This is a genomic window from Pseudomonas sp. LS2P72, from assembly GCF_054897865.1.
Window position 1 is genome coordinate 3,312,496 of record NZ_CM142708.1, and the last position, 18,753, is coordinate 3,331,248.

The window sequence follows — 18,753 nt, forward strand, 5'->3', positions numbered from 1 at the left end:
GCTCAAGTGGTCCGTTACGCTTGTGGGGGCCAGGTTCCCATCCCGACACGTGGCGGGTTGCGGTGCGTTCGGAAGGCAACTCTCCGAATTGAATTTCCCCTTGCAACCCTGTCGCAACGGGGCCGTTTTAAGGCACAGAGCTGCTTCCTTGCAACGCATGTGAACAACGTCAGGCGCTCCCCGAGCGCCTGACGCTTGATCGATTTTTTGATAGCATGCGCCGCATTATGAAGAAACCCGCCCATGACATGCGCCAGCACATCATTGATGTCGCCAGGTCCCTTATGACCCAGAAAGGTTACACCGCCGTCGGCCTTACCGAGATGCTCGCGGCTGCAGGTGTGCCTAAAGGTTCTTTCTATCACTACTTCCGTTCCAAGGATGAGTTTGGCCAAGCGCTGCTCGAAGAATACTTTGAAGAGTACCTCTCGAAGGTCGATGTGCAATTGGCCAGTGATGGCTCCGGAGCCGAGCGTCTGCTGAGCTACTTAAACTATTGGGCCGAGACACAGGCGTTTGATCACACCGATCAAAAATGCCTGGTGGTCAAATTGGGCGCGGAAGTGTGTGATCTGTCCGAAAACATGCGCGGGGTGCTCGAGAAGGGTACTGCCCTGATCATTGAGCGGATGATTCGTTGTGTTGAGCAAGGCAAGGCGGATGGCTCCATCAACGCATCCGTTGACGCGGCAATACTGGCTGAAGCGCTCTACCAGATGTGGTTGGGCGCCTCGTTGCTGGTCAAGGTCAACAGAACGCGCGAGCCTTTTGAGGCGGCGCTTGATATGAGTCGACGCTTGTTGTCCTAGTCTCGGTCGGCAGGCTTCGTCATGCTGCTCGACGTCACCACGTGGATGCCTGAGGCCTGATTGATTGCGGCTTCGAGCAGGGCCCGAGCAATGAGCTCCGGGGGGTTGAGGCGCCCACGTTTAGGTAATAGCGGCGACGCGAGTTTTAACAGGAGGATGAGCGCGCGCTCGGCATAGCGCACCTCTTCACGCTTGCCCCCGATGACACCTGGCCGCACATACGTCAGCGATTCAAACCCCACCCTCGCCAGATCCTGTTCCAGGCGGCCTTTGACCTGGTTGTAGAAGAATGAAGACCCAGCATCTGCGCCGATAGCCGAATTGAGCACATACGTCGACGTTCCGTGATCGCGCGCAAGCCTGGCCACTGCCAATGGGTAGGTGTGGTCGACCCGCTCGAAGGCTTCTTTGGAGCCAGCTGTTTTTAGCGTGGTGCCCAGCGTGCAAATCACGGCATCCACTTGCCAGATGTCTGCCTGTTCATCCAGACGATCAAAGTCGGTAGGTGTGGCGATGAGTTTCGGATGCGCCGGCAAATCTCTGCGCGTCGGCGCGTAGACGACGCCGACGCGCGGATCCGACAGTGCCAGATCCAATACATGGCTGCCGACCAGCCCGCTTGCGCCGACCAGCAGCAGCTTCATTGTTTTTGGCTCGTTCATGCCTGAGGGCAATCCCGGACAAAATTCTGAATAGCCTCATCGACTGGCGTGACGCCTTGGGTCAGCTCGATGATGACGCGATACACTCCCGGCTTCTCAATGATCTGCAACAAGGCTGCCGCTACATCGTCGCGCGGCACGTCACCATAGGGGATGGCAAGGCCGGCGTGGACCTTGCCAGTGCCAGGAGAGTTCAGCAACGTGCCGGGGCGGAGGATGACCCAGTCAAGATCTGATGCGGCCAGGTGCACGTCTGCGCGTTTCTTTACGGCCATGTAATTTTCGAACGTCTCGGAAACAGTTTTGCCACGCGATGCCTCCGGAAACGCCGAAACCAGAATAAAGCGCTGAATACCCGCCAGTTGAGCCGCTGCCATAGACAGCTCCAACCCGCGACCATCGATGGCATCGGTCATTTGCGCGCCACCTTTGCCGCCGGCACCGGCCGCGAATACAACGGTATCACTGCCCGTCATGAGCTTGGCCAGAGCTTCTGTATCGAGTTCAAGCAAGTTACCGGCAATGGGAGTGGCCCCGAGTGCCTTGAGCCCCTCGGCCTGTTCCGCATGACGGTAGAGAGAACGTGGCTGGTGACCCCGTTCCGCCAGTTGTTGGGCGAGACTACGGGCGACCTTGCCCGAACCACCGACGATAAAAACTGAGTTCATAGTTCCTCCAGATCAGGCGATGTTTCACAAATGGCCCGCTCAAGCGAACCTGCAAACGTTATTGGCGAATGCCTGCTCAGCCACATTCTATATTGGTCACTACAGAAGTTGTCAAGCGCCTGGCGAGTTTGGTCCGGCTACGTGTGTGCCGGTCAATCGGCGGGAGGCGCCAAAAGAACGGATGGATATAAACAAAAAAAATTGTTTTTTTGCATCCATATATATTGTTTTAATTGTCTGTCGGAGGCCGCTAGCATTTACGCACTATCAACGAAAGCTGAAAGAGTGGCCCCATGCAATTGCTCGGAAATCTGCTGAAAGCGGTTAAACCCTCGCCAACGCTGGCGATCACGCGCAAGGCGGCAGAGCTGCGCCGCAATGGGGCTGATATCATCAGCCTGTCGACGGGCGAGCCGGACTTTCCAACCCCCGACCACATCAATGCAGCAGCCAAAGCGGCCATCGATGCAGGCCAGACCCGCTATACCGATGTGGACGGCACCCCCGAACTCAAGGCGGCTATCGTTCGCAAATTTCAGCGTGAAAATGGCATCACTTACGCAACCGACGAAATCAGCGTCGGCACCGGCGGCAAGCAAGTGCTGATCAACGCACTGCAGGCAACCCTGAACCCTGGGGATGAAGTCATCATTCCTGCGCCTTACTGGGTTTCCTATCCGGACATGGTGCGCCTGGCAGGGGGCACACCCGTGGAAATCCCCTGCTCGGCAGATCAGCATTTCAAGATCACCGCCGAGCAACTCAAGCGGGCGATTACGCCGCACACCAAGTGGCTGATTTTGAATTCGCCCAGCAACCCGACCGGTGCTGGCTATAGCGCGACGGAGCTCCAGCAGTTGGGAGCCGTGCTGTTGGATCACCCGCAGGTCTACGTGCTGACGGATGACATGTACGAGCACTTGAGTTACGACGGCTGGGTGTTTTCCACGATGGCTTCGCAGGTTCCGGCCCTACACGATCGTGTGTTGACAGTGAATGGCGTTTCTAAAGCATATTCGATGACAGGCTGGCGCATTGGTTATGCGGGCGGGCCTAAGCCGTTGATTGCGGCCATGGCCACCATTCAATCCCAGACCACCAGCAACCCCTGCGCGATATCCCAAGCCGCCGCCGTGGCAGCGCTGGATGGGCCTATCGATTTTCTGTCTGAGCGTAATGAGGTGTTCCGTCAGCGTAGGGACCTTTGCCTGGACGCTTTTAACAACACGCCCGGTCTGGTGTGTCGCCGTCCGGAGGGCGCTTTCTATCTCTTCCCTTCCTGCTCGGGGCTGTTCGGGCGCAAAACGCCAGCGGGTGTGGTGCTGACAAATGACGTGGATGTCTGCCAGTACCTGCTTGAGGCCGCCCAAGTGGCCGTAGTGCCGGGGAGCGCATTTGGATTGGAAGGGTACTTCCGCATTTCCTTTGCTACCTCAACGGCGCTACTGGAGCTGGCGTGCACGCGCATCAAAGAGGCATGTGAACAGCTCGCTTGAACACAGCGGTTGGTTTTGCGGAGTACGTCCCAGTCAAGCTGAGAGGGAAGGGGTCAGCATCGATACGGCTGTTGCGCCAATGCCTTGCAGATCTTCCCGGCTGGCCGCGTCATGTGCTTGCAGTGACATGCCTTCGAGCAATGTGTTCAAGGCTGAGGCGAGCAGGCGGGTATTCGTGTCGTGGCGGAGTTGGCCGTCCGCAACCGCGCGGTCAAGCCGCAGCTGCAAGTAGTCACGACCCTCCTGGCGCAAGGCCTTGAGGGTGGCGGTGACTTCTCCTGCATCGTCCGAGACGTTGACTGCAGCGAGTACGACCATGCAGCCGCATGGGGCCTCGGGTTCCGTAAGGATCGATGCTGAGGTATGGAAGAAGTCGCTGATGGCGCGCACGATGTCCGGCTCACTGTCCATGCGCTCCCACGTGGCATCCCAAAACGTCTCTTCGTAGTAGGCAACCGCTTCCAGGAACAATTTAGCTTTGTTTCCGAAAGCCGCATAAAGACTGGGAGGGCTGATGCCCATCGCTGAACACAGCTCCGCCACAGAGGCCGGCTCGTAGCCACGTTTCCAAAACACTGCCAGTGCATGCAGCAGGGCCTGGTCGCGGTCGAACGCGCGCGGGCGTCCTTTTGCGCGTGGAATAGAGAGTGGGGTGGGGTCGGTCATTGAGCGCAGTACCTTAGGGCGTATCGCCAGACGAACATGTCTGGAAAAGATTTCTGCCGTAATGATACACAAAATAAAGTTGTCGGTTACGCGACGTGAGCGCTGGGAAAACCTGAGAATTTCACTTCGTTTGTGAGTCGCACGCTGTTGTCGTCACGTCGTATCGCTTGAGGACGTGTCCAATGCCGCTCAACAGCGGTATCAGATGCTTCGCTATATCGTCGGCGATCTCGGTGGGTATCATCTTTCCGTTTCTGCGAAAAAACAGCGGGTCCTGAAAATTCAGTCTGAGCTTGGACAAGCTGCTGCTGACTGCTGGCTGTCCGATATTCAAGCGCTCAGACGTCCTGGTCACACTTTTTTCCTGGTAGAGCACAGCGAAGATCACCAGGCAATTCAGGTTGAATTGCGCGAGGGACTCGGCATCAAGCGATGATGTGGGAGTGGGGCTGACACCTGTTTTTCCTCCGCGCAGGTGGATGGGCGTTAATGGATAGGTGCCACTTACTTAAGTGCTAAGGAACGTAGAGAGCATCAAAGCCCACCACCGACGAAGGTAACGGTTGCGCTCACAGCGATAATCCGAAGAATGCGCATTTGTGTCCTGCATATTTTGCAGGGATATAAAGACTCGATCGCTTGCCTTATCCATGACATTTGTCACCTTCTGCCGTTGGTCGTAGAAATCGAAGTCATTCTAAAATTTACTAGACGACCGGTCTAGTTTTTATTAGGGTGGCTGCACTATGAAAAAGCATCATTCTGAAACACGCCAACACATCCTGGATGTCGCCAGGATGTTTATGACTCACAAAGGCTATACCAGCGTCGGTTTGGCTGAGATGGTGGCTGCTGCGAGCGTGCCGAAAGGGTCGTTCTACCATTACTTCAAATCCAAGGACGAATTTGGTCAGGCATTGCTTGAACAGTACTTTTCCGACTACCTGGCAACAGTCGACACCTTGTTGATGGGGGCTGCACCCGCCGCGCAAAGGTTGCTGAGTTACTTCCAGTATTGGGCGCAAACCCAATGCTCTGATTTGCCGACAGACAAGTGCCTCGTCGTCAAATTGGGCGCCGAGGTGTGCGATCTCTCGGAGGGCATGCGCCTGGTGCTCGATCGAGGTACGCAAGCCATCCACGCAAAGCTTGAGCGTTGTATTGAGCAGGGGCTTGTCGATGGATCGATCACGTCCACAGTTCCCAGCACGACGCTTGCGCAAGCGCTCTATCAAGTTTGGCTCGGCGCTTCTTTGATGATGAAAATCGGCAAGCGCGACGACGCCTTTGAAAACTCCTTGACCATGGCAAAGCGACTTTTGTCGTAGCTATATTTTTTACTAACTTACTAGACGACTGGTCTATTTAATCGAGGTCTACCATGACAGACAACTCTACTCGTACTGACTTATTCACTCCCATTAACCTGGGCGCGATACAACTCGCCAACCGTATTTTGATGGCCCCCGTTACCCGTAGCCGCTACGCGGAAGATGGCATCCCCAACGAGCTGCACGCTGAGTATTACGCGCAACGCGCCACTGCCGGTTTGATCGTGGCCGAAGCCACCAATATCTCCCCGCAGGGCCGTGGTTACGCGGCCACTCCCGGCATTTGGAGCGAAGAGCAGGTCGCCGGTTGGAAGAGGGTCACGGATGCTGTGCATGCCGCCGGCGGCAAGATCGTCAGCCAGCTGTGGCATGTGGGACGGTTCTCCAGCGTGGAGCTGCAACCAGACGGTGCCGCACCAGTCGCACCTTCTGCCATCAAGGCCGAGGGTGACACCTATACCGTCAACGGTTTCGTGCCCGTGTCGATGCCACGAGCGCTTGAAACCGATGAGATCCCAGGGATCATCGAGCAGTATAAACGTGCCGCCGAGAATGCAAAGCGCGCCGGTTTCGACGGTGTAGAGGTTCACTCGGCCAACAGCTATCTGCTGGACCAGTTCCTGCGTGATTCCACCAACCATCGCACCGACCAGTATGGCGGCTCCATCGAAAACCGGGCGCGCCTGACACTGGAAGTGACCGAGGCGATCGTCAAGATTTGGGGTAACGACCGTGTTGGTATTCGCTTGTCGCCGGTAACGCCCGACGCTGGTAACACGCCGCCCGACAGCAATGTCATGGCGATGTACGGCTACCTGATCCAGCAGCTGAACGCATTCGACCTGGCTTACCTGCACTTCGTCGAAGGCGCTACCGCGACTTCGCGCGAAGTTCCGGAAGGCGTCGACATGGACGCGCTGAGTGCGCAGTTCAAAGGCCCCTTCATCGGTAACAACAACTACGACCTGGAAATGGCCATTGAGCGCCGCGCCCAAGGCAAGATCGACGCCGTTGCGTTTGGTCGCCTGTTCATCTCCAACCCGGACCTGGTCGAGCGTCTGCGTCGAGGGACTGGGCTGACCATCGCACCGCGTGAGTCGTATTACGGCGGCGGCGCCAAGGGCTACACCGATTGGCCTGTCGGCAACTACTGATCCCACCCTATATCCGCGATAACCCAAACAACTGCCCGCACTCACGGGCAGTCACTATCGAGAGGAACGCCCATGAACTATCTGCAGAATAAAACCGCGATTATCACTGGCGCATCGTCTGGCCTGGGTGCTGCATCGGCACGTGCTCTGTCCGAGAAAGGTGTTCGAATTGTCGCCGCAGCATTGGACCAGCAAGGTCTGGATGCCATCGTCAGCGAGTTGAAAGCCAAGGGTGGTGAAGCGGTAGGTCGCGTCAGCGACGTTACCAACCCCGACGATATGACAGCGCTGGCGCAATTCGCCCAGGACTCGTTTGGTGCGGTAGATATCCTGATCAACAACGCGGGCCTGATGCTGTTTTCCAACTGGGTTGACCTGGCCACCGATGACTGGGAAAAGATGATCAACGTGAACATCAAGGGTTATCTGCATGGCATCGCCGCCGTGCTGCCGTTCATGCTGAAACAGAAGTCGGGCCAGATCCTCAATATGGACTCGGTTGCCGGTCACCAGGTGGGACCTGCTGCGGGTATCTACAGCGCAACCAAGTTCTTCGTCCAAGCCATGACCGAGTCGATGCGCAAAGAGCTGGGCGTGCAGCACGGCATCCGTGTCAACACGGTCAGCCCAGGTGTGATCAACACTGGTTGGGCCGAAAAAGTGACCGATCCGGCAGGTCGCAAGGCGGCCCAAGAGCTGAACAAGATCGCGATCTCGCCGGACGATATTGGTCGAGCGGTGGTGTATGCACTCAATCAGCCTGAGAACGTCACTGTCAACGATCTGATCATTTCGCCGACCCGTCAGGATTGGTAAGCACTACCTGCTGACCCCCTCAAGCCCAGGCACTGGCGCAACGCTGTGTGTCTGGGCGCTACAGGATTCGTCCTGTCTTCCCTGTAAAAGCAATGAGCCCCTTCAATGACACACCGTATTTTGATTGTCGGCGGTGGCGCTGGTGGTCTGGAACTTGCGACGCGTTTAGGCAAGACCCTTGGCAAGCGCGGCACCACCCACATCACCCTCATCGACGCTAACCTGACCCACATCTGGAAACCGCTGCTGCATGAGGTAGCCGCAGGCTCGCTGAATGCCCACGATGATGAGTTGAACTACGTGGCGCAGGCTAAGCGGAACCACTTTCACTTCCAACTTGGCCGCATGAATGGCCTCGACCGCGCCGCCAGATCCGTTCGACTTGCGCCGACCCTGGATGGTGCCGGCCGCGAGCTGGTGCCAGAACGTACGTTGAACTATGACACACTGGTCATCGCCGTCGGCAGTACCACCCATGACTTCGGCACAGTAGGGGCGGCACAGCACTGCCTGTTCCTCGACACCCGCCAGCAGGCCGAGCGCTTTCATCAGCAGTTGCTCAACCACTACCTGCGTGCCCAGGCGCTTGGCGTTGCGGGTGAGAAAATCAGCGTGGCGATCGTCGGCGCGGGCGCGACTGGCGTGGAGTTGGCTGCCGAGTTGCACAACGCTGCCCATGAGCTGGCGGCCTACGGGCTGGATCGCATTCAGCCGCATGACATGCACATCACCTTGATTGAGGCCGGACCGCGAGTACTGCCAGCGCTGCCCAAACGCATCAGCGAGCCCGTTCACCGAACGTTAGAAAAGCTTGGGGTGTCGGTGATGACAAGCGCCGCCGTCAGTGAGGTCACCGCCGAGCATCTCAAAACCCGTAACGGGGATGTGATTGAGTCCGGCCTCAAAGTCTGGGCAGCCGGAATTCGTGCACCGTCCTTCCTCAAGGATATCGATGGTCTGGAGACTAACCCCATCAACCAACTGAGGGTGCGACCAACGTTGCAAACCACGCTGGACGATAACGTTTTTGCGTTCGGCGACTGTGCCGCGTGCCCGCAGCCGAGGAGTGAGCACAACGTGCCGCCGCGGGCTCAGGCCGCTCACCAGCAGGCGTCGATGCTGATCAAGAGCCTGAAAGCCAGGCTTGAAGGCAAAGCCTTGCTTACCTATGTCTACAAGGACTATGGCTCACTGGTCTCGCTGTCACGCTTTTCGCGGTGGGTAACCTGATGGGTAAACTGATGGGCAGTGTGACGCTGGAAGGCTGGTTGGCGCGGGTGTTCTATGCATCGCTGTACCGCATGCACCAGGTACAACGTGTCAACGCGTGGATTCGCCAGGTACCGGTGCGTGTTCGGAAATCAGCTTTTGTTGTTTGAGCTGTGCCCAAAATTGCGCGGGAATCAGCGTCGAAAAAGCTGCCATGTTCTGCTGGACTTCCTCCACCGATTGGGCACCAAACACCAGCGACTTTACAGCAGGGTGGCAGGCGGAAAACTGCAAAGCCGCAGCTGACATCGCGACACCATAGGATGCGCAGATAGACTGTATGACCGCTACGCGCGCAGCGATGTCGGCCGGTACCGCGCGATAATCAAACATGGCGCCGGGGCATGCCCCCATAGCCAGCACACCTGAATTGAAAGCGCCCGCAGCGATAACCGCTACGTCACGGCGTTGCAGTTCATCAAAATGCCCGTTGAGTGGCTCATGGTTGAGCAGCGTGTAGCGGCCCGCAATCATCGCGCAGTCAATGGCAAACTCCCGCGCCACTTCCACGACAACTTCGGTTTCATTGACACCCAAGCCGACCGCAGACACCACCCCCGTACTGCGAAGCTCGTCCAGTGCTCTGAACCCACCCTCACGGATCTGTTTCCAGTAAAGGTCCGCCTGCCGGCCATGCCAGGCACGCCCCAGGTCATGCACCAGGAGTACGTCGATACGATCCAGTCCGGAGCGCTCGAGGCTGTGTTCCACCGAGCGCATGAAGCCATCATAGGTATAGTCGTATTGGTAGTGAGGGTTGTGCAGGAACCATCTGGAGTCCGCCGGGCGCTGAGCAGCCGGCACGTCTGCGGTGTCGAGTACGCGGCCGACCTTGGTACTGACGACCACCTCTTTTCGCACATTCAGTTCGCGTAGCGCACGGCCCAAGGTGTATTCCGCCCGGCCAGTACCATACATCGGCGCGGTGTCGAAATACCGGATACCCGCCTCATAGGCCGACTGCACGATGGTCGCCGCCTGATCGTGATTGATGTGGGCGTTGTAACCCATCTGAACCGTGCCCAAGCCGACGGCACTGAGTTGAACGTCCGATCGGCCGAGCCGGCGTTTTTCAAGCGGGTTCATTGCGTGTCTTCCTTCGTAGCGACGTCCTGCGCTTCGCCGATCGCATAAAAGTGACCACCTGCGATGTAGTGCAGGCTCCGGAAGTCTGGATGAGCACGCTCGAAGTGCCAATGTCCGTCCCTGAATACGCGCGTGTCGGCCCAGGCACCGACGACCTCACCAATAAACAGGTCGTAGGTCGTCTGGTTGTGCGGTTCGGGCAACAGTTTGCACGCCAGCCAGGCGGAGCAGCCTGCCACGAATGGCGCGTCATGGCCGCTGATACTGAACAACTCGGCGCCGCTATGAGTCAGCTTGTGTGGATCTTCATGCAGGCTGACGCTGCCGACGTCACGGGTTAGTTGCAACTGTGCCACGGTGGGAACCTGAATCACAAACACGCCGCTACGCTCTACCAATTCGCGGGTCTTGGCGATCTTGTCCAGTACCACGGTGACCTTTGGCGGTGAAAAATCCAGCGCACAGGCCCATGCGGCAGCCATCACATTTTGGGTTCCATCATGTTGAGCAGACACCAGCACGGTCGGGCCGTGGTTGATCAGCCGATAGGCTTTTTCAAGCGGCACTTCAGCAATGTGGTCGTGCATCGCAACTCCAAAAATAAACCCCGCACCCATTGCTGGGGCGGGGTAGGGCACATTTATGCTGCGGCGGTTTGGCTCAGGTAAAGCTGGAGACTTTCATGCCCGCCGACAATGAGCGACTCCACGGTCGAGGTCCATTGCCCTTGGGGATCAGGCTCGCGCGTGTCGAAGGTCGCAGACCAAAGAATCACGGTTTTGTCCTCGCCGGTCAGCGGGATCAGTCGCACGGTCGCCACATAGTTGTCCACGGGCAGCGGCGCTTCAACGAAACGATAGGAGAACTGCAGATTGACCGCGTCCACCGACAGTAACTCCTCACGCAGGATTGCGCCGTCCTGCAACGTCAGCCGACGGATGCACCCAACCAGGCCGTCAGGCTGATTGTCTTCGATGACACTCTGCGGGATCGCCGGGTGCCATTGGCTGATTTTCCCGAAGCGTTTGAGTACATCCCAAACGCGTTCGGCGCCGCCGTCTACAACGGCGCTGTATTCAACTTTTGCCATGATTCACCACCTTGAGAAACATCATTACCTTCCAGGCTGCTCTGATCAGCCTTCGAACTGGTGATAAACCTTGGCGATTACCTTCCAGGTGCCGTCGATTTTGATCAGCGTCAGGTAATCGTTGTAGTCGGCACCAATCGCGTCTTTTTCCATGTCCACACGAACCACGGCAGTAGTTGGGGTAATCGCCAGCACATCCAGTCGTGTGCTGATGTCCGGGGCCTTGCCATTGGTGCGGACGAAGTCGAAGAGGTTGCTGATTGGGCCGCCCAACAGTTCACCGTTGGTGAAGCCGTACATAACGGCTTCTTTGTGGAAAGCCTGCTCAAGAATTTCCGGGCTGCCGACACGCAAGCCGTCCGCGTATTGCTGAGCCACGGCGACAACGGCGTTGTAGTCCTGGGTCGGTACCGCTTTGATGTTGTTGCTCATGGTCAAACTCCTTTGCACGTTTGTGGCGCTATCGGGGCGCCGGTCACCCGTGTGGGTTAAGGCGCAACGTGGGTGTGGTAGATCTTGCTGATGACAGTCCACTTTCCGTCAACCTTCAACAGGTTGAAAAAGTCGGTGAAGCAGAAACCGGAGATGTCATTGGTATCGATACGTACGCTGGCAGCGGTGCCCACGATATCCACATTGACGATCGCCCCCTTGGCTTCCGGCGAAGGACGGAACGCGCTGTCGATGATGTCGAACAGACCCTGGATCGGGCCGCCGGTCAATAGACCTTCGCCATCCACACCGAAAATGGTTGCCTGCTCGCTGAAAGCCGGCTTCATGATGCTGCTCTTGGCTTGTTTGCCGCCTTCGTTGTATTGGTTCAGCACCGCGACGATGGCGTTGTAGTCTTCGACGTAAGTTGGATTGCTCATGGTGTTACTCCTATTTTGAAGAGGGTTGATGAAGCGCTTGGTTGATTGCTTTGCGTGCATACCGGGCGATGGTCAGTAGCGCGAGTACCACCACAGCCAAACCCGCCCAAGTCATGGCTTGAGCCGAGCGGCTGGTCGTCACCTCGCCACTGATGATCTGTGCGACGTCAGCCGCCAGCGAGCCCAGGTACACGTACAGAAATGTGCCAGGAAGCAGGCCGATCCAGGTCGCCAGCATGAAGTCCCGGCGGGCGATTCGGCTGGCGCCGAGGCCATAGCTCAACGGAGCAAACGGCACGATGGAAGCCAGACGCAGGAGAAAAACAATCCGAAAACCTCCTGATTCGATAGCACGGTCGACCGCCGCTGATTTGGGGCTGTTCGCCAGACGTCGTGTAACCCAAGGGCGCAAGAACGATCTGCCAATGGCAAACGCTACCGTTGCAGACAGCAACCCGGCGGGTGAGATGAGCAGCGTTCCCCACATCGGGCCATACACAAATCCCGCAAGCGCCGTGAGCATTGAAGCGGGCACCAGCGCCACGGTGGCCAACACGAATATCGCGGCATAAAGCACGATCCCGACGGCGCCAAGTGCGCGAATAATCTCGACCCACTGCGCGATGCTGTCTACGGCCCCGTCCATCACTTTGCTAACCCCGTTATTACAGTTGGTCGAGCGATTCCGCGCCCAGGCCATTCCTAAAACGCCATTTTCATAGTGATCGCTACAGATTTTACGTATTCTATATCGGTCACTACAGTTACTGTCAAGAAATTTGCCGTCCAGATATGGCCGATGTGTGAAGTGTCGAGCAGCGATGCTTCACGGTCAGTGCCGACGGCCTGCTGGAGTACACCATGGCGCAAAAGTTTTACGCACAGGACACCTGTTTCTATAGCTCCATGGGCACCTATAGCTTTGAGGATCGCTGTGAGACCACCAAGGCGGTTGGCTATGACGCGACCTATCTTTCGATATGGGATGGCCGCAATTGGGCAGCTGTGGAGCAATTGAACACCGTCAAAGAGCGATACGACCTTGAGGTGGCCGGCATCTATGTGGTGCTGAACCTGCGCCTAGGCATAGAGGCGGAGCAGAACGCGGGCATCTACAAGATGCTGCAAGTGGCGCCGCCAGGCTCCACCGTCGAGTCGACGATTAAAACGGCAGGTGACTTCGCGCGTTCAGACCCAAGGGGGGATGAGCCGGTGGTGCGCTGGCTGGCCGAAGCCTTGTCCATCGCGCAACAGCGCAATATCCGCATCTTGATCTATTCGCATTCGGGGCTTCGGTGCCTGCACGCATATCCATCGGTTCGGTGGCGAGCCAGATGGAGTCGATGCGGATCATTGCGCGAGTATCGCCCGCATAAGCCTCGATCGGGAAAAACAAACCGAGTGTCAGTTTTCCCGATTGGTAGGTTCTACTAAAACCCGGTAACGCCTGGTATGGCGTGGTAGACAGCGAGAATATAAAAACTCCTTATTGAGAATCCGTGAGCGTTTGCTGGCCGAGCGGTAATTCAATGATGGCTAACGCTTCGGTCTTTCGTTTCGGTTCGACTTTCAAAGGGATGAAAGCTGGCAGCGCGACTGTCTGCTGATCGCAAAACAGCGGTATCCAGCGACGAACGACATTGGCGTTGATCCCATGGCTCATCGCAATGGCAGCCACGGAAACACCGGGCTGCTTGCACTGGTCGCCACAATAGCCAGCTGGTTCACCAGGAGGATGTATGCATCAGTCGACTATGAGCGTGATCGAGGCGCTGGGGTCTCGTCGCTCCGTAAGGGCCTTCTTGCCCGACCAGGTCGATCAGGAGGTACTGAAAACCATACTGGGTCAAGCGGCGCGCGCGCCCTCCGGGAGCAACATTCAACCGTGGAAAGCACACGTTATCACCGGTGAAAGTAAGGCAGCCTTGTCTCGGTGCATCAAGGGCGTGCTTGGCGATCCAGAACAGGATGCGCTTCATACGGAAGAATTTGCCTACTACCCCAAAACCTGGAAGTCGCCATACATCGAGCGTCGCCGGGCATTGGGATGGGGGCTGTATTCGTTATTGGGTATCGCACGCGAAGACAAGCAGGCCATGAAAGCCCAGCACGTCCGTAACTTCGACTTTTTTGACGCTCCAGTTGGGCTCATCTTCACCAAGGATCGAAGCGTGGAGCAGGGGGCGTGGCTTGATTTCGGGATGTTCGTTCAGAACGTGATGCTCCTCGCTCGTACGTTTGAACTCGACACCTGCCCCCAGGCCGCTTTCAACCGTTATCACAGGTTGGTGGCTGAGCACCTGAGCTTGCCGGAGGATGAAATCTTGGTATGTGCCATGAGCCTCGGATATGCGGACGACAGCAAGATCGAAAATACTCTGTCGAGCGAGCGTGTCCCGGTCGAAAGCTTCGTCAGGTTTCACTCCTGATGCCATGTGCGCCCAGTAGCTATCGAACGTGCGGAGCTTGAGCCTAGTCAATGCTGACAACTGACAGTTTGAAGAATCCATACCTACTTCATTGAGAAGAATTCGATCAATCGGTTTCCACCCTATTTGCACTACGCATGAAGTCAACAAACGCACGCAGCTTTCCAGGCATGTGCTTGCGATGCGGATAATAAAGATGAAACGCGTCGTCCAGCGCGCTGTGCCGCTTCAGTATCTGCCGCAGCATTCCGCTAGCTAACTCTTGCTTTGCGAAATCCTCGAAGACGAAACCGATGCCCTGGCCTTGTATCGCTGCATCAAGAACGGATCTCATTTCGTCGAAAACAAAGCGTCCTTGAACATCGACTTGAACCATTTGGCGTCGAACCTCGAACTTCCATTCAAACAGTCTGCCTCCAACGGAATAGCGCTGGCGAATGCAGTTGTGCTTTAGCAGCGCCTCAATAGTTTCTGGTTCACTCCGTTCGCGGAAGTAATCCGTTGCAGCCACCACAATTCTTTTTTGTACCGCTCCCAACTGCACGGAAACCATATCGTTTTGCACTCTTTTTCCCATGCGTATGCCTATATCAAAACCGGCGTTGACGATATCACTAAGCCGGTTATCCAGTGATATCTCGACATTGATAAGTGGGAATTTTTCCATGAAGGCGGTTAGATGTGGTTCGATAAAGATACGGTATGCGACGTACGAAGAGTTGAGGCGCACTGTGCCAGACGGTTGGTCAGTCGCGAGCAAGGCTTGAGACAAGGCGTCCTTGATCAGTGCAAGTGCAGGTGCTAATGCTACGTTCAAGGAGTCGCCAGCCTCGGTCAAACTGACACTGCGAGTTGTACGATTAAACAGTCGCACATTCAGCTGCGCTTCCACGCTTTTGATGGTGCGTGATACCGCTGTAGGCGTGACCCCTAATTCGACAGCAGCGCGAGCAAAATTCAAATGCCTGGCTGCAGCCTCGAACGTTAAAAGACCGGGAAGGTGCACGGGTGGTGGGGCGATTGCGCCTTTCTGAGCATCCGTGTGTGCCGGGCTCTTTATTATGACTTTATTGCTCATACGGTATCCATGCTTGTGATCATTTTCTTCATTATCACAGATCCCTATAGTGGTGCATCAAGTACTTCATCACGCCAAATCAGTGATCAGCAATCTAATGAAACAGGAGTAAAAACATGAGCAAACCGACTTACGTACAGGAATACCAAGCCATCACCGAGGTGCTGAACAAGTACATTGAGGGCTGCAAGCAGGCCAAAAGCAGCATCATGAAGCCAGCTTTCAGTGAGCAGGCAACGATGTTTAGCGTCGATGGCGACGGTAAGCTGGCCGGCGGCGCGATACCAATCCTGTTCGATGGGATCGACAAGGGTTTCCGCCCATCTCCTGACGCACCGGCAGCTATAGTCCGCATCGAGGTCGTCGGTACGGCGGCTAGCGCTCGCATCGACGCCAACGACATGTCAGGCATCTCCTTCACCGACTTTTTCCATCTGTTGAAAGTCGATGGCAAGTGGACGGTAGTCAGCAAGATCTTCCACACCCACGTCGCGCCTTGAACCTCTGTCTTCCTTAGGTGCGCGGCAGATGAGGCTTCCCGGCATGCCTGCAGTGTTTTTCTTTGCAGACGAGCGGCGCTGGAACTGTGCGTCCGGCACACCGCCTGGAAGACGCAGCCTTCGACCGCCTGATTGAAGACGCAACAAAATTAGAAAGTAGCTCGCTATTTAATGATGCACACACTGAGGCAATACAAAGGAAAGATCATGAAAACCCTCACCTCCGCATTCGCCCTTTCCGTCGTGACCCTATCGCTTGGTAATGCTTTTGCAGCCAGCCAGCCCGGCGTTGAACACAACACGGCGAAATTCTTGCAATCCCTTGAAGGCGGCAAGACGCTGGACTCCATGACGCCGGTCGATGCCCGCGCCGCGCTGGTGGCTGCCCAGGCTGCCCCCCAAGTGGCCTTGCCGGCAGCAGACGTCAGCGAGAAGACGATCCGAGTCAATGGCACCGACCTGAAGCTGACCATCGTGCGCCCGGCTGGCAGCAAACAGGAGACCCTACCCGCGTTCATGTACTTCCACGGCGGCGGCTGGGTCTTGGGCGACTTTCCGACCCACGAACGGCTGGTGCGTGATCTGGTGGCAGGCTCGGGCGCGGTGGCGGTCTTCGTCAACTACACCCTGTCGCCTGAGGCGGGATACGGCGTCGCCATCGAGCAAGCCTATGCCGCGACAAAATGGGTGGCCGAGCATGGCGAAGAGATCAAGGTAGACGGCAAGCGCCTCGCAGTAGCTGGCAACAGCGCAGGCGGCAACATGGCCGCAGTGGTTGCCTTGATGGCGAACGAGAAGGGCGCACCTGCACTGCGTTCACAAGTATTGCTGTGTCCGGTGACGGATGCGAACTTCGACACGCCGTCCTACAAGGAGTTTGCCAACGGCTACTTCCTGACGAAGGACTTGATGGTGTGGTTCTGGGACAACTACACGCCCGACGCCGAGGCACGCAAGCAGATTTACGCTTCGCCGCTGCAGGCGACGACCGAGCAGTTGAAGGGCTTGCCGCCGACGCTGATCCAGACCGCCGAATTCGATGTCCTGCGCGATGAAGCTGAAGCTTACGGCCGCAAGCTCGACGCTGCGGGTGTACATGTGAAGTCGGTGCGCTACAACGGCATGATTCACGATTTTGGGCTGTCGAACGCATTCAGCCATCTGCCGGCGCCCCGCAGCGCGATCGCGCAGGCATCGCAAGAACTCAAGACCAACCTGAGCAAGTAATTTCCAAGACAAGGAACCCGTAGGTCACGGTGAAACTGCGGGGCTCATTATAGAAAACACGCCGTTCATTTTATTACTTGGCTACAGCAGCACCGAAGTTTTCCCAATGTCTGCTGTGCTTTTGCAGTCGAGCGTCAATCGTAATTGCAACCCTTATTAAGAGCGACTAAATGAAAACTACTTTTATCAAGACTTTGTTTTTTGTGGCAATAATTACGGGCTTAGGCTCGATGGCTCAAGCAGAAGACCTTCCGCGCGACCAACAAGTTATCAGTAATAAAACCATAAGCAAACCTACGTACGTGCAAGAGTACCAAGCTATCACCGAGGTGCTGAATAAGTACATTGAGGGCTGCAAGCAGGCCAAGAGCAGTATCATGAAGCCCGCTTTCAACCCACATGCGACGATGTACAGCGTCGGCGCCGATGGCAAGCTAGCCGGCGGCGCGATTCCAATCCTGTTCGAAGGGATCGACAAGGATTTCCGCCCATCTCCCGACGCACAGGCCGCCATAGTCCGCATCGAGATTGTCGGTACTGCGGCTAGCGCTCGCATCGACGCCAACGACATGTCAGGTATTTCCTTCACCGACTTCTTCCATCTGCTGAAAGTCGAAGGCAAGTGGACTGTGGTTAGCAAGATTTTCCAAACGCATGTAGCGCCTTAATTAACCATCTGAACAGTTCTTGCCCCGCATCAATTGACAAAGGGGCTTTCTCACTGGCGAACTGCTGTCAAATCGAAGGCTGTCCAACCATCGACAGAATGAATCGTTTGAATTTTCATCGCCAAGGAGAAGCCAGAACCTCTCATCCTGCCAGCAGCGATCAACCCGTGCTGGTCAATGGACTTCATGCATTTTGTTTTGGAAAGATGGCTGAGGCGATGACACTACCTGTTGTGTCTCAGTCCCTCCAAACCATCCTGGCCGAACAGGATCTCCGTGAGTTTCTCGCCAAGCAGACTCCAAGCTTCTTTTTTCTCTTCAGCATAATCATGGTGTAGGTAGTGACGGCGGACCCGAGAGCCTGCCAACACGTGGTTCTGGCATCGGTCTATCACGTCAAGGCTTATGCCCCAGCTTGCATCATAGTTGCCCCCGTCCGCCTTAAGTCATGGGGTGTCCACTCACCATTAGCACCAGGGTGTCGTCATGCTGGCGGTGTGAAAGCGGTTTGCGAGTTTTGAAGCGTGACTGGCGGTCTCTTGGCTATAAGTAGAGTCCAATAGTGTAGGTTGGAATCACTCGTAGCTGGCTCTTGATACGTCCAGAAAACAAGTCCAGAATTGAGTCTTTTCCTGCTTAGGCAAGAAAAGAAACCCCTTGGTTTTCAATGAGTCGGACACCAGATACGAGTCTCGTTTCCCGCTCCAAGATTCAAAAAAAACGCCACTCAATGAGTGGCGTTTTTTTTTGTGCGTGAAATTTACGTTCTGCGTTCAGGCTTCGGCGTCTTTTTTCGTTCTCTGCCAATTCACGCAGCCCGACGCTAAGCGCGAGCTTGAAACATTTCCAAACACACTCGTTTAGGAATGGTTGTACGACGTCGTATCTATTATGTTCGACTGCGCTCGTTCTCACAAAAAAAATAAATGGAG

23 protein-coding genes and 2 pseudogenes are annotated in these 18,753 nt (G+C 56.2%); 12 read left to right on the top strand and 13 right to left on the bottom strand.

Annotated elements, in window-relative coordinates:
- The first annotated feature begins 227 nt into the window (after window positions 1-227).
- Window positions 228-809 (top strand): TetR/AcrR family transcriptional regulator, encoded by a 582-nt coding sequence (locus tag ACYZUA_RS15205; RefSeq protein WP_461959500.1) that lies wholly within the window; start codon window positions 228-230, stop codon window positions 807-809.
- Here ACYZUA_RS15205 and ACYZUA_RS15210 read toward each other — a convergent pair.
- Together ACYZUA_RS15210 and ACYZUA_RS15215 are read right to left on the bottom strand one after the other, a co-directional pair.
- Entirely contained in the window at window positions 806-1,453 is a 648-nt protein-coding gene (locus tag ACYZUA_RS15210; RefSeq protein WP_461959501.1) for an NAD-dependent epimerase/dehydratase family protein, read from the bottom strand. The genes ACYZUA_RS15205 and ACYZUA_RS15210 overlap by 4 nt on opposite strands.
- 14 nt (window positions 1,454-1,467) lie before the next feature.
- The gene (locus ACYZUA_RS15215; protein WP_461959502.1) at window positions 1,468-2,139 is read right to left on the bottom strand and encodes an NAD(P)-binding oxidoreductase; all 672 of its coding nucleotides are present in this window, start codon (window positions 2,137-2,139) and stop codon (window positions 1,468-1,470) included.
- A 293-nt stretch (window positions 2,140-2,432) separates the two neighbouring features.
- On the opposite strand from ACYZUA_RS15215, the gene ACYZUA_RS15220 reads away from it, so the two are divergent.
- A complete protein-coding gene (locus ACYZUA_RS15220) occupies window positions 2,433-3,635 on the top strand; it encodes a pyridoxal phosphate-dependent aminotransferase (protein WP_461959503.1) in 1,203 nt (400 codons plus the stop codon).
- 33 nt (window positions 3,636-3,668) lie between these two features.
- Here ACYZUA_RS15220 and ACYZUA_RS15225 read toward each other — a convergent pair whose 3' ends face one another.
- Together ACYZUA_RS15225 and ACYZUA_RS15230 are read right to left on the bottom strand one after the other, a co-directional pair.
- Window positions 3,669-4,301 (bottom strand): TetR/AcrR family transcriptional regulator, encoded by a 633-nt coding sequence (locus tag ACYZUA_RS15225; RefSeq protein ID WP_461959504.1) that lies wholly within the window; start codon window positions 4,299-4,301, stop codon window positions 3,669-3,671.
- A gap of 121 nt (window positions 4,302-4,422) precedes the next feature.
- The gene (locus ACYZUA_RS15230) at window positions 4,423-4,689 is read right to left on the bottom strand and encodes a helix-turn-helix domain-containing protein (protein WP_461959505.1); all 267 of its coding nucleotides are present in this window, start codon (window positions 4,687-4,689) and stop codon (window positions 4,423-4,425) included.
- Between the two features lie 358 nt (window positions 4,690-5,047).
- On the opposite strand from ACYZUA_RS15230, the gene ACYZUA_RS15235 reads away from it, so the two are divergent.
- From ACYZUA_RS15235 to ACYZUA_RS15250, 4 genes and pseudogenes are all read left to right on the top strand, one after another.
- The gene (locus ACYZUA_RS15235) at window positions 5,048-5,629 is read left to right on the top strand and encodes a TetR/AcrR family transcriptional regulator (protein ID WP_461959506.1); all 582 of its coding nucleotides are present in this window, start codon (window positions 5,048-5,050) and stop codon (window positions 5,627-5,629) included.
- 53 nt (window positions 5,630-5,682) lie between these two features.
- A complete protein-coding gene (locus ACYZUA_RS15240; protein WP_461959507.1) occupies window positions 5,683-6,786 on the top strand; it encodes an alkene reductase in 1,104 nt (367 codons plus the stop codon).
- A 72-nt stretch (window positions 6,787-6,858) separates the two neighbouring features.
- The gene (locus tag ACYZUA_RS15245; protein WP_461959508.1) at window positions 6,859-7,602 is read left to right on the top strand and encodes an SDR family oxidoreductase; all 744 of its coding nucleotides are present in this window, start codon (window positions 6,859-6,861) and stop codon (window positions 7,600-7,602) included.
- Between the two features lie 105 nt (window positions 7,603-7,707).
- Window positions 7,708-8,915: pseudogene (locus tag ACYZUA_RS15250) on the top strand (NAD(P)/FAD-dependent oxidoreductase); the annotation flags it as partial.
- A 7-nt stretch (window positions 8,916-8,922) separates the two neighbouring features.
- Here ACYZUA_RS15250 and ACYZUA_RS15255 read toward each other — a convergent pair.
- From ACYZUA_RS15255 to ACYZUA_RS15280, 6 genes are read right to left on the bottom strand one after another with little or no spacing between them, the layout of a single operon-like run.
- Window positions 8,923-9,957, bottom strand: coding sequence for an aldo/keto reductase (locus ACYZUA_RS15255; protein WP_461959509.1), 1,035 nt, complete (start codon window positions 9,955-9,957; stop codon window positions 8,923-8,925).
- The gene (locus tag ACYZUA_RS15260) at window positions 9,954-10,544 is read right to left on the bottom strand and encodes a flavin reductase family protein (protein WP_461959510.1); all 591 of its coding nucleotides are present in this window, start codon (window positions 10,542-10,544) and stop codon (window positions 9,954-9,956) included. Before ACYZUA_RS15260 ends, ACYZUA_RS15255 begins: the two co-directional genes overlap by 4 nt.
- A 53-nt stretch (window positions 10,545-10,597) precedes the next feature.
- Window positions 10,598-11,047 (bottom strand): SRPBCC family protein, encoded by a 450-nt coding sequence (locus tag ACYZUA_RS15265; protein WP_461959511.1) that lies wholly within the window; start codon window positions 11,045-11,047, stop codon window positions 10,598-10,600.
- 45 nt (window positions 11,048-11,092) lie between these two features.
- The gene (locus tag ACYZUA_RS15270; protein ID WP_461959512.1) at window positions 11,093-11,479 is read right to left on the bottom strand and encodes a nuclear transport factor 2 family protein; all 387 of its coding nucleotides are present in this window, start codon (window positions 11,477-11,479) and stop codon (window positions 11,093-11,095) included.
- A gap of 56 nt (window positions 11,480-11,535) precedes the next feature.
- Complete coding sequence (locus tag ACYZUA_RS15275; protein WP_461959513.1) at window positions 11,536-11,919, bottom strand: nuclear transport factor 2 family protein; 384 nt, start codon at window positions 11,917-11,919, stop codon at window positions 11,536-11,538.
- A gap of 10 nt (window positions 11,920-11,929) precedes the next feature.
- Window positions 11,930-12,619 (bottom strand): TVP38/TMEM64 family protein, encoded by a 690-nt coding sequence (locus ACYZUA_RS15280; protein WP_461959514.1) that lies wholly within the window; start codon window positions 12,617-12,619, stop codon window positions 11,930-11,932.
- Window positions 12,620-12,780: 161 nt separating this feature from the next.
- On the opposite strand from ACYZUA_RS15280, the gene ACYZUA_RS15285 reads away from it, so the two are divergent.
- Window positions 12,781-13,353 (top strand): hypothetical protein, encoded by a 573-nt coding sequence (locus tag ACYZUA_RS15285; protein WP_461959515.1) that lies wholly within the window; start codon window positions 12,781-12,783, stop codon window positions 13,351-13,353.
- 52 nt (window positions 13,354-13,405) lie between these two features.
- On the opposite strand, the gene ACYZUA_RS15290 is transcribed toward ACYZUA_RS15285, so the two are convergent.
- On the bottom strand, window positions 13,406-13,597 hold the full coding sequence (locus ACYZUA_RS15290) for a hypothetical protein (RefSeq protein WP_461959516.1): 192 nt from the start codon (window positions 13,595-13,597) through the stop codon (window positions 13,406-13,408).
- 61 nt (window positions 13,598-13,658) lie between these two features.
- On the opposite strand from ACYZUA_RS15290, the gene ACYZUA_RS15295 reads away from it, so the two are divergent.
- The gene (locus ACYZUA_RS15295; RefSeq protein ID WP_461959517.1) at window positions 13,659-14,348 is read left to right on the top strand and encodes a nitroreductase; all 690 of its coding nucleotides are present in this window, start codon (window positions 13,659-13,661) and stop codon (window positions 14,346-14,348) included.
- Between the two features lie 106 nt (window positions 14,349-14,454).
- Here the strand turns inward: ACYZUA_RS15295 and ACYZUA_RS15300 are convergent, their stop codons facing one another.
- Window positions 14,455-15,426 (bottom strand): LysR family transcriptional regulator, encoded by a 972-nt coding sequence (locus ACYZUA_RS15300; RefSeq protein ID WP_461959518.1) that lies wholly within the window; start codon window positions 15,424-15,426, stop codon window positions 14,455-14,457.
- Between the two features lie 116 nt (window positions 15,427-15,542).
- Between ACYZUA_RS15300 and ACYZUA_RS15305 the strand changes: the two genes are divergently transcribed.
- The 4 genes from ACYZUA_RS15305 to ACYZUA_RS15320 all read left to right on the top strand — a co-directional run bounded on the left by ACYZUA_RS15305 (window position 15,543) and on the right by ACYZUA_RS15320 (window position 18,159).
- On the top strand, window positions 15,543-15,926 hold the full coding sequence (locus ACYZUA_RS15305) for a nuclear transport factor 2 family protein (RefSeq protein ID WP_461959519.1): 384 nt from the start codon (window positions 15,543-15,545) through the stop codon (window positions 15,924-15,926).
- A gap of 207 nt (window positions 15,927-16,133) precedes the next feature.
- Window positions 16,134-17,153, top strand: a complete 1,020-nt coding sequence (locus tag ACYZUA_RS15310; protein WP_461959520.1) for an alpha/beta hydrolase — start codon at window positions 16,134-16,136, stop codon at window positions 17,151-17,153.
- 284 nt (window positions 17,154-17,437) lie between these two features.
- The gene (locus ACYZUA_RS15315) at window positions 17,438-17,821 is read left to right on the top strand and encodes a nuclear transport factor 2 family protein (protein ID WP_461963988.1); all 384 of its coding nucleotides are present in this window, start codon (window positions 17,438-17,440) and stop codon (window positions 17,819-17,821) included.
- 98 nt (window positions 17,822-17,919) lie between these two features.
- Window positions 17,920-18,159 (top strand): hypothetical protein, encoded by a 240-nt coding sequence (locus ACYZUA_RS15320; RefSeq protein ID WP_461959521.1) that lies wholly within the window; start codon window positions 17,920-17,922, stop codon window positions 18,157-18,159.
- On the opposite strand, the pseudogene ACYZUA_RS15325 reads toward ACYZUA_RS15320, so the two are convergent.
- Window positions 18,046-18,358: pseudogene (locus ACYZUA_RS15325) on the bottom strand (hypothetical protein); the annotation flags it as partial. The gene ACYZUA_RS15320 and the pseudogene ACYZUA_RS15325 overlap by 114 nt on opposite strands.
- Window positions 18,359-18,753: the final 395 nt, after the last annotated feature.

Coding starts and splice junctions, on each gene's coding strand:
- ACYZUA_RS15205 (WP_461959500.1), top strand. CDS start 228: ATGAAGAAACCCGCCCATGACATGCGCCAGCACATCATTGATGTCGCC.
- ACYZUA_RS15210 (WP_461959501.1), bottom strand. CDS start 1,453: ATGAAGCTGCTGCTGGTCGGCGCAAGCGGGCTGGTCGGCAGCCATGTA.
- ACYZUA_RS15215 (WP_461959502.1), bottom strand. CDS start 2,139: ATGAACTCAGTTTTTATCGTCGGTGGTTCGGGCAAGGTCGCCCGTAGT.
- ACYZUA_RS15220 (WP_461959503.1), top strand. CDS start 2,433: ATGCAATTGCTCGGAAATCTGCTGAAAGCGGTTAAACCCTCGCCAACG.
- ACYZUA_RS15225 (WP_461959504.1), bottom strand. CDS start 4,301: ATGACCGACCCCACCCCACTCTCTATTCCACGCGCAAAAGGACGCCCG.
- ACYZUA_RS15235 (WP_461959506.1), top strand. CDS start 5,048: ATGAAAAAGCATCATTCTGAAACACGCCAACACATCCTGGATGTCGCC.
- ACYZUA_RS15240 (WP_461959507.1), top strand. CDS start 5,683: ATGACAGACAACTCTACTCGTACTGACTTATTCACTCCCATTAACCTG.
- ACYZUA_RS15245 (WP_461959508.1), top strand. CDS start 6,859: ATGAACTATCTGCAGAATAAAACCGCGATTATCACTGGCGCATCGTCT.
- ACYZUA_RS15255 (WP_461959509.1), bottom strand. CDS start 9,957: ATGAACCCGCTTGAAAAACGCCGGCTCGGCCGATCGGACGTTCAACTC.
- ACYZUA_RS15260 (WP_461959510.1), bottom strand. CDS start 10,544: ATGCACGACCACATTGCTGAAGTGCCGCTTGAAAAAGCCTATCGGCTG.
- ACYZUA_RS15265 (WP_461959511.1), bottom strand. CDS start 11,047: ATGGCAAAAGTTGAATACAGCGCCGTTGTAGACGGCGGCGCCGAACGC.
- ACYZUA_RS15270 (WP_461959512.1), bottom strand. CDS start 11,479: ATGAGCAACAACATCAAAGCGGTACCGACCCAGGACTACAACGCCGTT.
- ACYZUA_RS15275 (WP_461959513.1), bottom strand. CDS start 11,919: ATGAGCAATCCAACTTACGTCGAAGACTACAACGCCATCGTCGCGGTG.
- ACYZUA_RS15280 (WP_461959514.1), bottom strand. CDS start 12,619: ATGGCCTGGGCGCGGAATCGCTCGACCAACTGTAATAACGGGGTTAGC.
- ACYZUA_RS15285 (WP_461959515.1), top strand. CDS start 12,781: ATGGCGCAAAAGTTTTACGCACAGGACACCTGTTTCTATAGCTCCATG.
- ACYZUA_RS15295 (WP_461959517.1), top strand. CDS start 13,659: ATGCATCAGTCGACTATGAGCGTGATCGAGGCGCTGGGGTCTCGTCGC.
- ACYZUA_RS15300 (WP_461959518.1), bottom strand. CDS start 15,426: ATGAGCAATAAAGTCATAATAAAGAGCCCGGCACACACGGATGCTCAG.
- ACYZUA_RS15305 (WP_461959519.1), top strand. CDS start 15,543: ATGAGCAAACCGACTTACGTACAGGAATACCAAGCCATCACCGAGGTG.
- ACYZUA_RS15310 (WP_461959520.1), top strand. CDS start 16,134: ATGAAAACCCTCACCTCCGCATTCGCCCTTTCCGTCGTGACCCTATCG.
- ACYZUA_RS15320 (WP_461959521.1), top strand. CDS start 17,920: ATGAATCGTTTGAATTTTCATCGCCAAGGAGAAGCCAGAACCTCTCAT.